This window comes from Labilibaculum sp. (genome assembly GCF_963664555.1).
Classification (GTDB): Bacteria; Bacteroidota; Bacteroidia; order Bacteroidales; family Marinifilaceae; genus Labilibaculum.
The window spans coordinates 52,336-67,451 of the sequence record NZ_OY761461.1 but is presented as its reverse complement, the minus strand read 5'-3'; the positions used below and the strand labels follow the sequence as shown (position 1 = coordinate 67,451).

General features: G+C 35.5%; 15 protein-coding genes. 3 read left to right on the top strand and 12 right to left on the bottom strand.

The features are described from left to right. Positions 1–5 precede the first annotated feature (5 nt). The gene (locus ACKU4N_RS00260) at positions 6–368 is read right to left on the bottom strand and encodes a CoA-binding protein (protein ID WP_124993395.1); all 363 of its coding nucleotides are present in this window, start codon (positions 366–368) and stop codon (positions 6–8) included. 24 nt (positions 369–392) lie between these two features. After that, positions 393–830, bottom strand: a complete 438-nt coding sequence (locus tag ACKU4N_RS00255; protein WP_124993396.1) for a NifB/NifX family molybdenum-iron cluster-binding protein — start codon at positions 828–830, stop codon at positions 393–395. A 219-nt stretch (positions 831–1,049) separates the two neighbouring features. Here ACKU4N_RS00255 and ACKU4N_RS00250 point away from each other — a divergent pair, with 219 nt between their 5' ends. Both ACKU4N_RS00250 and ACKU4N_RS00245 read left to right on the top strand, forming a co-directional pair. Continuing rightward, on the top strand, positions 1,050–1,745 hold the full coding sequence (locus ACKU4N_RS00250) for a Crp/Fnr family transcriptional regulator (RefSeq protein ID WP_124993397.1): 696 nt from the start codon (positions 1,050–1,052) through the stop codon (positions 1,743–1,745). Between the two features lie 97 nt (positions 1,746–1,842). Beyond that, positions 1,843–2,274 carry a globin domain-containing protein gene (locus ACKU4N_RS00245; protein ID WP_321319556.1) on the top strand — a complete coding sequence of 144 codons (432 nt, stop codon included), beginning with the start codon at positions 1,843–1,845 and terminating at the stop codon, positions 2,272–2,274. Positions 2,275–2,423: 149 nt separating this feature from the next. Here ACKU4N_RS00245 and queA read toward each other — a convergent pair whose 3' ends face one another. The 5 genes from queA to ACKU4N_RS00220 form a co-directional block, all read right to left on the bottom strand. Beyond that, positions 2,424–3,473: a tRNA preQ1(34) S-adenosylmethionine ribosyltransferase-isomerase QueA gene (gene queA / locus ACKU4N_RS00240; RefSeq protein ID WP_321319554.1), complete on the bottom strand. Its 1,050-nt coding sequence runs from the start codon at positions 3,471–3,473 to the stop codon at positions 2,424–2,426. Between the two features lie 81 nt (positions 3,474–3,554). Beyond that, positions 3,555–4,259 (bottom strand): tRNA pseudouridine(55) synthase TruB, encoded by a 705-nt coding sequence (gene truB, locus ACKU4N_RS00235; protein ID WP_321319552.1) that lies wholly within the window; start codon positions 4,257–4,259, stop codon positions 3,555–3,557. Positions 4,260–4,296: 37 nt separating this feature from the next. After that, positions 4,297–5,085 (bottom strand): undecaprenyl-diphosphate phosphatase, encoded by a 789-nt coding sequence (locus ACKU4N_RS00230; protein WP_321319550.1) that lies wholly within the window; start codon positions 5,083–5,085, stop codon positions 4,297–4,299. Positions 5,086–5,144: 59 nt separating this feature from the next. Beyond that, complete coding sequence (locus ACKU4N_RS00225; protein WP_321319549.1) at positions 5,145–5,387, bottom strand: DUF3098 domain-containing protein; 243 nt, start codon at positions 5,385–5,387, stop codon at positions 5,145–5,147. 133 nt (positions 5,388–5,520) lie between these two features. Further along, on the bottom strand, positions 5,521–6,393 hold the full coding sequence (locus ACKU4N_RS00220) for a cell division protein FtsX (RefSeq protein ID WP_321319547.1): 873 nt from the start codon (positions 6,391–6,393) through the stop codon (positions 5,521–5,523). 189 nt (positions 6,394–6,582) lie between these two features. Here ACKU4N_RS00220 and ACKU4N_RS00215 point away from each other — a divergent pair, with 189 nt between their 5' ends. Continuing rightward, positions 6,583–8,055 carry a lipopolysaccharide biosynthesis protein gene (locus tag ACKU4N_RS00215; RefSeq protein WP_321319545.1) on the top strand — a complete coding sequence of 491 codons (1,473 nt, stop codon included), beginning with the start codon at positions 6,583–6,585 and terminating at the stop codon, positions 8,053–8,055. A gap of 38 nt (positions 8,056–8,093) precedes the next feature. On the opposite strand, the gene ACKU4N_RS00210 is transcribed toward ACKU4N_RS00215, so the two are convergent. From ACKU4N_RS00210 to ACKU4N_RS00190, 5 genes are all read right to left on the bottom strand, one after another. Beyond that, a complete protein-coding gene (locus ACKU4N_RS00210; protein WP_124993403.1) occupies positions 8,094–8,483 on the bottom strand; it encodes an FAD synthase family protein in 390 nt (129 codons plus the stop codon). 9 nt (positions 8,484–8,492) lie between these two features. After that, positions 8,493–9,728: a CDP-glycerol glycerophosphotransferase family protein gene (locus ACKU4N_RS00205; RefSeq protein WP_321319543.1), complete on the bottom strand. Its 1,236-nt coding sequence runs from the start codon at positions 9,726–9,728 to the stop codon at positions 8,493–8,495. Continuing rightward, complete coding sequence (locus tag ACKU4N_RS00200) at positions 9,728–10,951, bottom strand: CDP-glycerol glycerophosphotransferase family protein (RefSeq protein ID WP_321319541.1); 1,224 nt, start codon at positions 10,949–10,951, stop codon at positions 9,728–9,730. The genes ACKU4N_RS00205 and ACKU4N_RS00200 overlap by 1 nt, the downstream gene beginning before the upstream one ends. Beyond that, the gene (locus tag ACKU4N_RS00195; protein ID WP_321319539.1) at positions 10,944–13,553 is read right to left on the bottom strand and encodes a YfhO family protein; all 2,610 of its coding nucleotides are present in this window, start codon (positions 13,551–13,553) and stop codon (positions 10,944–10,946) included. Before ACKU4N_RS00195 ends, ACKU4N_RS00200 begins: the two co-directional genes overlap by 8 nt. 161 nt (positions 13,554–13,714) lie before the next feature. Beyond that, complete coding sequence (locus ACKU4N_RS00190; protein WP_321319537.1) at positions 13,715–14,926, bottom strand: carcinine hydrolase/isopenicillin-N N-acyltransferase family protein; 1,212 nt, start codon at positions 14,924–14,926, stop codon at positions 13,715–13,717. Between the last annotated feature and the right edge of the window lie 190 nt (positions 14,927–15,116).

Here is a 15,116-nt window from a genome sequence, read left to right as displayed (position 1 = left end):
CGGTATCAGTAAATATTTGTTGCTAGCAGCACTAGTGTGCAGGACTCTTCTGTTTTTATTCCTCGAGAATTTAGCTGTGTTGCGAAGGCAGTATTTTCAGTACCTGGATTAAAAATTACTCTACGTGGATGTAACGAGATGATATATTCGTAATAGGAAACTTGATTTTTTGCCGCTACATACATAGTAACTGTATCAACATCAGTATAAGGAGTTTGCTCCTTTACAATTTTACGATGGAATAGCATTCCTGCTTTATTTCCAATCATATAAATATCGTGTCCGTTCTCTAATAATTTATCTGCGGCTTTATAGGAGTAACGCTCTGGATTTAAGCTGGCTCCAATTATTAAGGTTTTGTTTTTCATTGGTAATTATTAATTATTATTGCGTTATTTTATAGTAGTTTTTAAGGCTCCCGGATTGATGGAAAAAAGTCTGTATTCTGGAGGATTAATCTCTAGTTCGTCGGCTATCCATTTAATATGTTTCGATAGAATTTCAAAAACATTTTCCGAATTACAATTATGAATAGCTACAGGAATAAAATGTTTATTAATTAGGGTAATATTTCGTCCAAATTGTAGGGATACCAATATTTGAACATGATTCTTTTCTAGGAGTTTAATAATGGCATCTCCTTTTTTTATGGAGCCATGAATTTGTTTCTCATCCATGTCTTTATACTTATTTATTTGATGAGAAACCAAACTAAAGGATTCGTTAGAATATTCATAGATTAGATATTTATCTACATCACCAAAATGTTTTGCTTCAAATTTATTGGTTTGGCTAACCGCAAAGGCAAATATTATTTTGTAATTATTCATAGTGTATAGAGATTGTTATCCTTATTTATTCTTGATAAATTTACCAAGGCAAAAATAGTAGGAGTCTCAAGCGAAAACAAGTAACAGGAAATGGAGTATTCTGGATTTAGAATTGAAATTTGATAACTTTTTTACAACGAGATAATAATTCTCTTTTCATTCGTGATATTCTTTTTTTAACGATTAGGTACATTTATAGCGAATAAACACTAAAACAGTATGACTTTTAATTCGATTGATAATAACAAAGAAAATAACGAGATAAATATCGATTGTTTTCAAAATCTGGGACTTACAGATTTAAAAATCATTAATGAAAAGAAAAAACAAGTTAAGTTTTTTAAGGATGAAACTGTATTTAAGCAAGGAGCATTTGCCCCACATGTGTTGTTTGTAAATCAAGGATTAGTGCGAGTTTACCTTCAGACGAATAAGAACAAGCAAATAAATATTCGTTTGGCTAAAAAGGGTGATTTAATTGCTTTTTCTTCCATTTTTGGGAAAGACACATATCTTTATTCTGCAATTGCTTTAAAAGATTCGAATATTTGTATCATAGATAAGCAGGCTTTAAAAGAGTTATTATTGAGAAATCCTGAATTTGCAATGGAAATAAATTCTAAGAATTGCCATAATGAAAATAGGTATATTGATATTATTCAAAACATCTCCTACAAACAGATGAGAGGGAAATTAGCTTCTGCTTTGTTATATCTATCTTCGGAGATATTTATTAATGAAAATGTTTATGAGTATTTAACTCGCCAAAATATTGCTGATTTTGCATCCATAAGTGTGGAAAGTGCAGTTAAATTTATTAAAGAGTTTGAGAAAGAAGGCATAATTTCCTTAGATGGGAAAAAAATTGTAATCACCAATAAAAAAGTATTGGAAGAAATTAATAGGAGAGGTTAATTTTACGATTAAATAGGAGGTAAAGTATTCTTATCTAATTGTTTAGGTTATGTAAATTTATAAAAACGAATCATTTTATCTGATAAAGAGTAAAGAGATGGAATTAAAAATTAATGATTATCCTTTTGGGGCAAGACCAGAAGTAACTAAGCCTAATAAGGATCTTTTAAAGTATTTGGGGGAAAGTGGAATTCGGAAATTAGTCGATGATCATTATGAATTATTGAGAAAAAGTAAGTATAGTCCTTTATTTCCGCAGGATAGAGAGGAGTTTGAAGCGGCAAAACTTCGCTCATCGGATTTCTTTATTCAGGTTTTAGGCGGACCGGAGTATTTTAATCAGAATAGGGGAGCACCTATGTTGGTTAAAAGGCATGCAAATTTTAAAATAACAAGAGAGGCTCGTCAGGTTTGGATGCAGTGCTATCAAAAGCTTTTGCCTGAACTGGATGTGCCTGAAGAATTGATACTTTCTTACTGGAATTACCTGGATGTATTTTCGAGTTGGATGGTGAATTCGGAAGGTTGAAATAAAAATTAGATGATTCAGAGTAAAGAGGATTGTAAGTTTTTAGGGGTAGAATTAAGACTTCATTTTCCATTTGCCTGATTAAATTATAAAATAAAAAAAGCTGTTGAATTCAATTTCAACAGCTTTTTTTCAGTATATTTTTGATTTTAGATAATCAACATTGCATCACCATAAGTTCCAAAGCGATATTTTTCTTTGATTGCTTCCTGATATGCAGCCATTACTTTATCGTATCCTCCAAATGCACAAACCATCATCAGTAAAGTTGAAAGCGGCAAATGGAAATTTGTAATCATGCTGTTAGGAACACTAAATTCGTAAGGAGGGAAAATAAATTTATTGGTCCACCCTTCGAACGGTTTTAATGTGCCTTGGGTTGATACTGAGGTTTCTAAAGTACGAACAACAGTTGTACCGACAGCACAAATATTTTTCTTCTTTTTCTTACCATTGTTTACCTTTTGCACAGCCAAATCGTTAATTTCGATTTGTTCTGAATCCATTTTGTGTTTGGTTAAATCTTCAACATCTACAGTTCTGAAGTTACCCAGGCCAACATGCAAAGTAACCTCTGCAAAATCAACCCCTTTAATTTCCAAACGCTTCATTAGCTCGCGGCTAAAGTGCATACCTGCAGTAGGTGCGGCAACAGCTCCTTCATGTTTTGCAAAAATTGTTTGATAACGTTCTGCATCTTCAGGTTCTACTGCACGATCTATAAATTTAGGAAGAGGAGTTTCTCCTAATCCGTAAAGTGCCTTTTTAAATTCTTCGTAAGGTCCATCAAATAAGAAACGAAGAGTTCTTCCTCTTGAAGTAGTATTGTCGATTACTTCAGCAACCAATAAATCATCATCGCCAAAATACAATTTGTTACCGATTCTGATTTTACGGGCAGGATCAACTAATACATCCCATAATCTTTGCTCACGATTTAACTCTCTAAGCAAAAACACTTCGATTTCAGCACCTGTTTTTTCTTTGTTGCCATACAAACGAGCAGGAAAAACTTTGGTGTTGTTAAAGACCATAACATCTTCGTTATCAAAGTAATCAATAAGATCTTTGAAAATTTTATGTTCGATTTTTCCTGTATCTTTGTGAAGCACCAATAAGCGAGATTCATCTCTATTGTAGGCTGGATGTAAAGCAATAAGTTCGCTTGGTAATTTGTACTTAAACTTCGATAACTTCATAATGCTGAATGACTTTTATATTGGATTTTTGTTGATAGGCGATAGCAAAGCTTTCCTTTTTACGAAAAGACCGCAAGATAGTTATAAATTTTCTAAGAATTTTATAAAATCTTCAATTTCAAGGGCATCGTTGATATGAAAATCACCGATTCTAGTTCTTTCAAGAGCAGTTAAATGTGCACCGCTATTTAGTTTTTGGCCAATATCACGGGCAAGAGCTCTAATGTACGTTCCTTTGCTGCAAACAACTCTTATTTTTAAGATCTCCTTTTCAAATTTAAGAATTTCTATTTCGTCGATCGCCAGGGTTTTCTTTTTTATCTCAATTTCCTGTCCTTTTCGGGCATATTCGTAAGCTCTTTTCCCGTTTACTTTTACTGCTGAATAGTCAGGTGGCCTTTGTTGTATTTCACCAATAAAACTTTTTAGGGTTTCATCTATCAGTTCTTTAGTGATGTGTTCTGTAGGGTAAGTCTGATCAATTTCCGTCTCCAAATCAAAAGAAGGAGTGGTTTCTCCTAGTTTTAGTGTGGCAATGTATTCTTTAACCTGCGATTGGTAGCTGTCTATTTTTTTTGTGTATTTCCCTACGCAGACAATCAACAAACCTGTGGCCAAAGGGTCGAGAGTTCCGGCATGTCCGACTTTGACTTTTTTGTAATGAAACTTATGTTTGATTTTATACTTTATCTTGTTTACTAAATCAAACGAAGTCCATTCGTAAGGCTTATTAAATAGAAGTAAAGCGCCTTCTTGAAAATCATTATCGGTTTCAAATTGAATCATTTAGAATCGGATTTAACGGGAATGCCCTATTTTGTAATCAGGCTGCAAAAATAGCAATAAGTCCGATAATCAGGCAATAAATTGCAAAATAGATTAATTTCCCCTTCTTCACCAATTTAATCATCCAGCTGCAAGCCAATAATCCGGAAAGGAAAGCGCCAATAAAGCCAACTAGTAATGGTATTAATTCTACCGATCCCTGCGAGCTGTACGTTCCCTTAAAAACGCTTAGAATATTCTCACCAATTATGGGAACTAAAACCATTAAAAATGAAAATTTGGCTACTTCAGATTTTTTGTTTTTTAGAAGCAGTCCGGTTGCTATTGTGGCTCCCGATCTAGAAATTCCGGGAAGTACAGCAACTGTTTGAGCCATTCCTATGATAAAGGCATCCTTAAATGAGATTTCTTTTTCTTTTTGTTTTGCATAGTAAGTAAATGCAAGAAATGCAGCCGTTACCAGAAGCATAAAACCTACTATCAACAAGATTTTATCAGTATTGAAAATTTCTTCCACCTGATCTTTAAAAAACACGCCTACAATTCCGATTGGAACCATAGAGACAGCAATTTTAGCAATATACTGTGTCGATTCATTCCACTGAAAACTAAAAAGATTCTTTAAAAGTTCAAGAATATCTTTTCGGAATACAATAATTGTACTTAAAACAGTTGCACCGTGCACAACAACAGTAAATACCAAATTATTTTCGGCATGAATACCTAAGAAGGCTTTGCCTATTTCTAAATGACCACTGCTGCTTACCGGCAGGAATTCTGTTAATCCTTGCAGTAAGCCTAAAAGTAAGGCTTCAATCCAATTCATACTATATTATAAAGAAAAATTTTCGGTTAATTAACCGAAAAATACATAAAAGGAGATATTTACTGTTCTTTTGGTTTTTTCATGATGGCGTATATTTCAAAGCCGAAACCAAACAACACCACCATTGGAGCTAAAGTAATTCTTCGAAAACTAAAGATGCTTTCATCGAATACATTGGGATCATCCGATCCACCGCCCATCATGAGTAGGAATCCTACAATGATGATAACAAACCCAATAACGATAAGTTTGTAGTTTTCTTTTGAAAGAGCAAAATCCAATTTTTTATCTTGTTTGTTCATGTTCTCAAATTTTGTCGGTTTTGACAATTTGTTGCCAAATTTACAATAAACTAATTAAAGTGCCTAGAGGTAAACGTACCTAAAGTTCCTGAAATGTTTCGTGTTATGATTTTTTAACACAAGAACCGTCTTTCTAATACAGGGAACGCGACTCAAGCCTTAAGTATTTGTTTACAGCAAATAGGGTTGATATCCACGTGATTAAAAGTCCGATTAATAAGATCAGTAAGAATAAGACACCAATCATTTCAACATTACTGAAATTGATTACCTGACTTAATTCTTTTTGCGACAGATAAATAACACCCGAAAGCATTGCGTTGGCGATTAGAGCTCCTATGACTCCATGCAGTAAGGTTTTGGCCATAAATGGCCGGCGTATAAAGCCTCTGGTAGCACCAACCAATTGCATGGTGTTGATTATAAAACGCTGAGAGTAAATGGATAATCGTATGGTGTTGTTGATTAGAGTAAATGATATCGTAAAAAGTAAAACACTAAAAGCCAATATGATCAAGCTGATTCTTTTCACATTTTCGTTTACCAAATGCACCAGTGATTTTTGATAATCCAACTCCTGAACCTGCGATTGCTTTAGCAGATGCTTTTCGATTACTGCAATACTATCTGTATTTGCGTATCCGGCATATAATTTAACATCGATTGATGCACGAAGTGGGTTGTAGCCTAAAAAAGAGATAAAATCTTCACCTAACTCTTTCTCGAATTCTTTGGCAGCAGTTTCTTTGTCTACATATTCGGTGGCCTTCACATAATCACTGGCATCCAATATTTTTTGCAAACGACGGATTTCAACTTCTTTGATATTGTCTTTTAAAATTACGGAAACTCCAATATTTTCTTTCACATAATTGGAAATCTGGTTGGCATTTAAAATTAGTAAGCCCATTAATCCTAACATGAATAGAACCAATGAAATACTAATTACTGAAGTAATGTAAGAGGAGCGAAGTCTTCGTTTTGTACCTTTTTCTTTGTATGCCATTTGAAATGAAATTAAAGAATTCTATCCGATATACTTAATCAGATGTTTATCCATATTTGACCGGATGTCATGCGAAAATACAATTTTTCATTCAAAATATATCATACTTATATGAATTTGAAATGCTTTCACAAGAAATCAATTTTGTTAAATTTGTGATTAAATCAGAACCTAACACAAAACAGCAAGGTGGGAATCATTCGTCAACAAACCATTAAAGGAACTGTGGTTTCCTATTTTGGAGCCATTTTAGGATTTATAAATACTGGGATTTTGTTTCCGAGGATTTTGGGAGCAGACCAAATAGGTTTGTTGAATTGGTTGGTAGCAATTGCAACAATTGCAACGCAGTTTTCTTCTTTCGGGTTCAATAATGTTACAGCCAGATTGTTCCCTTATTTTCGAAATGAAAATCGAAATCATAATGGATATTTGTTCATTTTGTTTTGGGTTGGGATGATTGGCTTCATTCTTTCTTTGATTGCTTATTTTCTTTTGCATCCTGTTGCTGTCAGTTTATATTCAAACGAATCACCACTTTATTTAAATTACCTGATTTATTTGATTCCTTTGGTATTTTTCACACTCTTTTTTAATTTATTCGAAGGATACAATAGAGTGATGTACGATGCAGTTTCGGGAACAATTTATCGGGATATTGTATTTAAACTTATCAACTTTTGTATCATTCTCCTTTTCTGGAAAGATATATTGGAGTTTTCGCAGTTCGTATTTTTATATGTAGTGGCTTTTTGTTTACCAACTGTTTTACTATTTCTGCTTCTTCTAAAGCGAGGTCAGATTTCTTTTGCATCTAATCTGAAGTTCGTAACACCCAAACTTCGAAAATCTATGGTTAATGTTTCCTTATTTGGAATTCTGAATGGTTTAAGCGATAAGTTAACGGCTAATATCGACAGAATAATGATTGTAAGTTTTATTGGTTTAGGTGCAAATGGTATTTATGCAACAATGGCAAATTTTGGGATGCTAATTTCAATGCCTTCACGCACATTAAAGAAGATAGCAAGTACCGTAATTGCTGAGGCTTGGAAACGCGATGATCTCGCAACCATTGGGAAAGTTTATTCGCAAAGCGGTTTGCATCAATTTATGACAGGTTGTTTGCTGTTTATTGGAGTCTGGGTGAATGTTGAAAATGTATTTGAGATAGTTCCGGATAAATACATTGCAGGAAAATATGTAATGTTTTTCATTGGGATTTCGCATGTTATACAGATGCTGTCAGGTATTAGTGGTGTGGTAATTCAAGCTTCGCCTAAATATCGGATACAAACACTGTTTATGCTTATTTTCGGTGCTTTGGTAGTTGTTACTAATTTGATTATGATACCAGTTTGGGGAATTGTCGGTGCAGCTGCAGCCTCACTTACTGCCAGCTTTATCTTTAATCTGATGAAATACATATTTCTTTGGAAAACCTATGGATTTCAACCAATTAACAGGAAATATCTATTTGTTTTAGGGATTGCTCTTATGTCTTTTTATTTAGGTTATTTACTGCCAAAAATGGATTGGTTTGTATTTGATATTATTGTAAGAAGTACTCTGGTAGGAGGTATTTATTTACTGCTCACTTTTTTTCTTAAAATTTCGAATGATTTTAACGAATTTGTAAGTAAACGTCTGGGTTTGAGGTAAGCGTTTTTTATTTTTGATATCAGTGGCTAAGAATAAAACTACTCTTTAATAATCTCGATTATTTCGGTAGTTGAGATAGATGGAGTTCGTTCCAGATACACCACTTCGCAAAGTGATTTGAATTCATCAAAACGGCCTTCCCAGTCGTTTCCCATCACCAAAACATCAGCGTTGAATTGCTTGATGTAATCCCCTTTTAATTCCAATGATTCTTCGTAGAATACTTCATCAACGACTTTGAGCGATTCAATAATTCGCTTTCGGTCTTTTTCTGAGTAGATTGGGTTTTTCTGTTTTTTGGAATAGTTTAAAGCATCGGTTGAGATACCAACAATAAGATAATCACCTTTTGCTTTGGCACGTTCTAAAATCCGTAAATGTCCGATGTGAAAAAGGTCAAATGTTCCAAAGGTGATTACTCTTTTCATAGTTTTGCTTTATTGATTCCTGCGAAGATAATGTTCCTGAATGAAATTAAAAATTCTTTGAGAACTGTTATCATCTGTATTTAGATATGATTTTTCGATAATTTGGGTTCTTGCTGTAACAAATTCGTCATTTTTAGTAAATGTACTAAGTAAATCCTGTTCCAGTTTTTCTTGAGTGGTAGAAATAGATCCAATAATAAAATCGTTGAAGAAGGAATGTAATTCACGATCTTTGGTTTCGTACTTTTCGCGGTCATACAGCAGGAAAAACACCGGCCTGTTCAGTAAAATATAATCCATGTAAATGGAAGAGTAATCGCTCACCATACCATCAATTTCAGGAAGAAGAGGATATACGTCTTTTACATTATCGTACCAAAGAATGCGTTCGAATTCGTTACTGATAGTCTTGTATTGTGGCAATGGATGCAGCTTGAAAACAAATACAAAATCATTTTTAATGGCGAATTCATTCAATTTATGAAGGTCAAGAATTCCATCGGAAATACCATCACCTCCGGTATCCCGAAAGGTTGGTGCATACAAGATTGATTTGATTCCTTTTTTACGCAATTCAATCACCTTTTGAATGGTTTTCTCATCCGAGTTGATTAATGCATTCTTATATTTTATTGGGTTTACAATGATGTCGTTACGCGGATATCCTGTATCAATAAAGTGGTCTGAAATAAATGCAGGTTTGAAAAAATGTTCGGTAAAGAATTCTCCTGTTGAGATAAGTGCATCGTAAACAGGTAGTTTTCCAACAAAATTCAAAATAAATCTGCGGTAGAGCGAGCTGGTTTCCTGAATAAAGAATTTGTTGTCGCGCTGAATCTTTTTGAAGCCTATTCCGTGCCAGATTTGAATAATTTTTGCCCGCCAGAATAACTGAAACCGACAATTATCCATCCACGAAAAATTATCAACTACAAAAACCTTACATCTCAACGAAATCCAATAGGCCTTGGCTGACGGGTAGTACAATATGTTGCTGTATTGATGTTTGAGTGATTCATAGGTCTCTTTATTTGCGGTCAGGAAATAGAATTCCTGATCTTCTTCCTTTTCCGATAAGTAGAGGAAAAAGAACTTTACATTATCAATAAAAAAACCATCTTTTGCTCCCATAAGCACCATCAGATTCTTTTTTTTTGGAATAAGATAGGTGATTGGAACTATAAATATCCAGCCCAATAAGGTGGTAATGAAAATGATTGGTTTGGAGTATTTGTTGAGATTCATTAATTCAATTTTTTAATTTCCTGAAACACTCTCTCGCAACTCTCTGTATCCTGATAAGTGTGATACATATCCCTGATTTTTTTGCGCCACTTGGCATGAGTCTGAGGCTGTTCGAAATAGCGTTGTAAATGCGTTATAAATTCTTTTTGCGTGCTTGACTTTGCTCCAGGAGTATTCTCCTCGAAATCGATAAAAAAGCCTTTGTATTGCTTGTATTCGTCTAAATCGTATGGCAAATAAATAATTGGCCGATCCAAAAGCAGGTAGTCAATCCAAAGTGATGAATAATCGGTTACCAAAACATCTACGTAAGGCAATAATTCATACACATCGGGGAATCGGTACTGATCAGCTTTTAGTACTCTGTCAATAGAAAAGAAATCATGAGTTTTTTCAACAGACTTTCGTTTTATATCCTCTTTATGACCACGAACCAAGATGTAGGCATCTTCTTTCTCCAGAAAATTAGAAAGCCGTTTTGCATCAAAATCCCCGAAAGGGAAAAAGTGAGTTTTGTAACCTTCTTCGCGCCAGGTTGGAGCGTATAAAATAATTTTACGGTCGAGAAATGGATTTGCAACCAATAAAGACGGACTTAAATTGATATCCTGAAGCAAATAATCGTTACGAGGCAAACCACTCACCCAAACATTGTTCATGTCAATATTGAATCCGGCTGCATGAATGATCTGTTCCAACGGAGAACAAGCTGCCATGTAACTGTATTTTTGCAATTGCTTGTGTTTGGCATATTTGCGCCAGGGAGGCGTTTGCAAGGCCATTTTTTTCATTGGCGTACCATGTCCTAAATAGATGATGTTTTTGCATTTTTCGTGCAGGTAGTATGGCTTGAAAGCAGCGGCACTAATTCCATAGGAAAGAATGACATGTCTGGTCCTTAAAAAGAGAAAAAACCCTTTCAACGACCACGAATAAACTACTTCTCCGGGGAATTTATCATTTAGTTTATGATACAAGGATTTGTAAGGAGTGAACAAAATGCTGTTGAAATCATTTTTTTCGCGCATGTACTCAAACAGGTACTTCGAATTGTCGAAATATACCTTTTCAGTCAAAAAGAAGAGGGCAATCCGCTTGTCTTTTGGCACCAGTTTTTCCAATAGAAAATAAAAACGGCGCATTAAAAACAGGACAATATGCAGAAAAACAATTTTCTGCATGAAGTTGACAAACTGTTGTGTTCGGGAGTACTGACTATTCATTTTCAATCGTTTCTTTTCGGATATTTTTAATTCCAAAAACAACTCCTCCGGCTAGCAGCAAAAAGAATAAAACCATGCTGGCAACAGATATATTTTCGGTAACTGTCATTGCTTTTGGCTCAAATTTAAAGGTGATTTTATGCTTTCCTCCGGGAACTTTCATCGCCCGTAATATGTAGTTGGCTCTAAAGTGCGGAGTAAGTTTCCCATCAACATAGGCATTCCAGCCCGGCTGGTAATAAATATCGGAGAAAACCACCAATTGATCGCTTTTAGCATTGAATTGATAAGTTATTTTGTTGGGAGCATATGTTTCCATTGAAATACTTGCCAAAGAATCAGCCTGACTTGTAAATCCTTCCAATTGAGATGCAAAACGCTTGTCAACTAAAGCTTCTTTTGCAGGATCGAAGGCATTTAATCCCATGATTTCTTCATCGGCATTGTTCACGATTTTGTAGTTGGGAACAATCCATGCTTCTCCCAAGGCATCAGGATTCAATTGCGCCTGATTTCCTTTTTCTTTATCGGGTGTGATGATGTATTTGGTATTTAGCATGTTGATCACCTTCATGTTGTTTTTTATGATGTGATGATCGATCAGCTCTTGGTAACGTCGCAATTTGGCTCCATGATAACCTCCAATGGACTTGTGATAGTAGGAAGTGCTTCCGTTTTGCCAGGTTTGAACAGAGGTGTTTAAAACCCTGTAATTGCTGTGTTGGTTGAGAACAGTGAAAGGAACAATAGCCAATTCCAGTTTGCTTGCTTTGCGGTTTTCTTTTTTGTATTCATCCTGTGCTTTTTGAGCCAATACCTGTAATTCCGGATGAGTTGAAAACTCAGATTGCAGAATTTCAAAATCGGCTTGAGTAGGGCTGAATGCAACTTTCAGTTCTTTTTTTGGAACAAAGCTGTCTGCATTTAAAAAGCGTTTGTTAACCGGCCATAAATCAACCAGAATCAGAACAACAATACCTGCAATAAGAAGATTTGATTGAAACCATTTTTTACCATATCCGAAAAGGAGAACAGCAATTAAAGCAACAAAAAGAATGGTTCGTAATGCATCGGCTCTAAACATAGAAACCCGGGCATTAAAGATGTCCGATTGAATTTGATTGATGTAAGTGACAGCATTTGGATTTCCAGATTTTATTTGTGCAAAATAACTTGTTTCAGCCTGAGTAATAAAATCAAGAAAAAGATTTGGAAGCAAATACAAAAGCAATGAAATTCCTGCAGTTAGCAACAAGGGCCACACCAATACATTTAACTTTACAGAAAATAATTTCACTTTTTCCTTCAGGATTTCAGGCTCCTCCAGTATTTTTTTAACGGCTAAAATTGCCAGTAAAGGAATGCATAACTCAACAACAATAAGAATGGACGAAACCACCCTGAATTTGTTGTATAAGGGCACGTAATCTAAAAACAGATCGGTAAGGAATTGGAAATTATGTCCCCACGACAGCATAATGGCCAAAATTGTTGCGGTAAGCAATCCCCATTTGAAACGTCCGGGAACAATAATCAATCCTAAAAAGAATAAAAAGAGGATGACGGCTCCAACATATACAGGACCAGCTGTAAATGGCTGATTTCCCCAATAGTGGTGATCTTTTATTGGCTCAATTTCGTAATATTTGGCCACATTTTTTATCTGTCCGCCGCTAAGGTAGCTAACTAATTGAACAGCCTCCTGAGGTGATCCGGCTCCACCTTTTGCATTGGGAATTAAAAGGGTTAGGGTTTCCTGAACACCATAGCTCCACTGGGTTGCATAATCTTTATCCAGACCGCCGGTTTTGTTTCCTTTCTCGCCAAATGTTAGTTCTGATTTTCCACGAATGGTTTGTTTGCCGTATTGGTATGAATTGTACAAATTGGAACTGTTTACCCCAACTGCCAGAATGGATGCAATGACCAAAACACCAATTGCAGTGAAGAATTGTTTTAATTCCTTTTGTTTCCAACGATAGTAAAAATCAAAGGCAACAATACAAAGAACCGTAATCAGAAAATAGTAGGTCATTTGTATGTGGTTGGAATACAATTCGAGTATTAGAAAGAAAGATGCGAGCAATCCGCCTAAAATGTATTTTCCTCGGAGCGTAAGCAATATTCCCGCAAGGGCTGGTGGAATAAAAGCCAAAGCATTTACTTTCCAGAGATGCCCGGCACCAATAATGATAATGAAATAGGTTGAAAAAGCATAGGCAATGGCACCTCCGATGGAGAGCCAGGGATTTACCCGCAAAGATATGAGTAATATATAGAACCCAATCAAATAGATCATTAGGTATCGTACCGGACTTGGTGTGTGCAATTCCATGGCTTCTTTAAAGAATTGCATAAACTTCGATTTGTACTCAACGGTAATCTGATAGGCCGGCATTCCTCCAAACATCGAGTTGGTCCACAAAGGATCTTCACCAGTGGATTTTCTAAAATCCATGATCTCTTTTTTATAGCCAAGGGCATTTATGGTATCCCCTTTTCGGAGCTGTTTTCCATCCAATACAGGCTGAAAAAATGCAAATCCAATAATAAGGAAAATGATGATGGCTGATAAATGGGGAATAAGGGGCTTGAAGTTCATTGTAATTATGAATTAGGAGTTATGAATTAGAAGTGAATCAATTCATAAGTCATATTTTTAATTTTTAATTCCGCCCCTAAAATACAAAAAGCACGGAATATTTTGCTTCGTGCTTCACTTAATATTTCACAATTAACAACCCAATTGTACTTTGTGTGGTTTTAGTTTCCCAACATTTGGTAGGTTAAGTTTGTGTATTCGTCTAACCAATTGTAATATTCTTGAATTTGTGTTGTAGTTGGTTGATTTTTAAGCCATTCATTGATTGAATGTGATGTGTTTTGGAAAATTTTAATTTCGGCAAATTCCAGTTGTTGAATAATTCCGGTTTTGCCGGAGTTGATTAATTCTGAAACATTCAGATATTTGTATCCGGCTGAACGGCTGATCGGATAGCATCTGTGTTTCAGATTCAGTGCCATTTTATTCAATGGACAATTTGCCGATCCTTCTGCAGTCAGAACTTTAGGTAAATTATTGCCGCCTTTTACCCAAACAGGCAGGGCAATGGACGTGTCAGGGAATCCGATCTGTGTCCAGATGGTATTCATATCTGTTGCTTCTCCTTTTTTAACGCCTTCAATTAAAATCATGGATGAGGAACCGTGACGGGTAATCATGTCATCGGAATTTATGAAATGAGCCCCGTAAGGAGTGCTTTTAAATTCTTGTCGGAAGTCCTTTTTTAGGACAGCATGTTTTAAACACCTCGAAAAATCCTGAATAATGGTTTGAGCATTTAAATTTCCACAAGCATCGGCCTGATAGAACAAATCCTGAGCTGTTTGAAAACGGATAAAACCATATCCAATGTCTTTTTTTCCGGTAAAGGAGAAATTGGTTCTTAGGATGTATCCGTTAGGAGCCTGAGCCGGATCGTTGGCATCAAACTTGGTGAATGTGTGATTGTTCACTTCGTAAAAAGCGACGTTTCCTTCAGCATCCAATACACCGAAATGAGCCGCCAAGCCCATTGGTTTTGGTCTGTTTGTAAGCAATTGCTCAAAATCTTCCAGATTAGCACAGGTTTGCAGGGCAAGCTTCATAAAATAACCTTCCTGATCCTTAAAGGAAGTGGTATCTGTCAGGTTCACGTTGAATGATGCGCTGTTCATAATAGCAAAACCTTCGGAATTGGAACCGCCCCAAACCTGTTCGCCCTTTTCATCATTGGAGTTGATCATGCCGATATAAGGAAATTTTCCATCGGTGAAATAGTTCAGTTTGTTTTCGAAATTTTCAGTGTCGCGTAGTTTCCATATCATTGGACGACCATCTTTCGTGTATTTGCCCGAGATGACGGCTGTTGTGCAGGCAATGCCTTGATAGGCGGATACGATTAAAATAAGTAGTAAGCTCAGTAAGTTTTTCATTAGCTGGTGTGTGATTTAGTTCGTTTGTTTTCCATTAGAAAGGAAGAGCTAAAGTACAATAAATATGAATTATGAGTGATGAATTAGGAATTAATAGTTCGATTTAAGCATAAGATTTTTCCTTTAGGAAAAGAGGCCGTTATACCTGCAAAAAAAATGGCCATCCTGCAAAAGAATGGCCATTTTAATG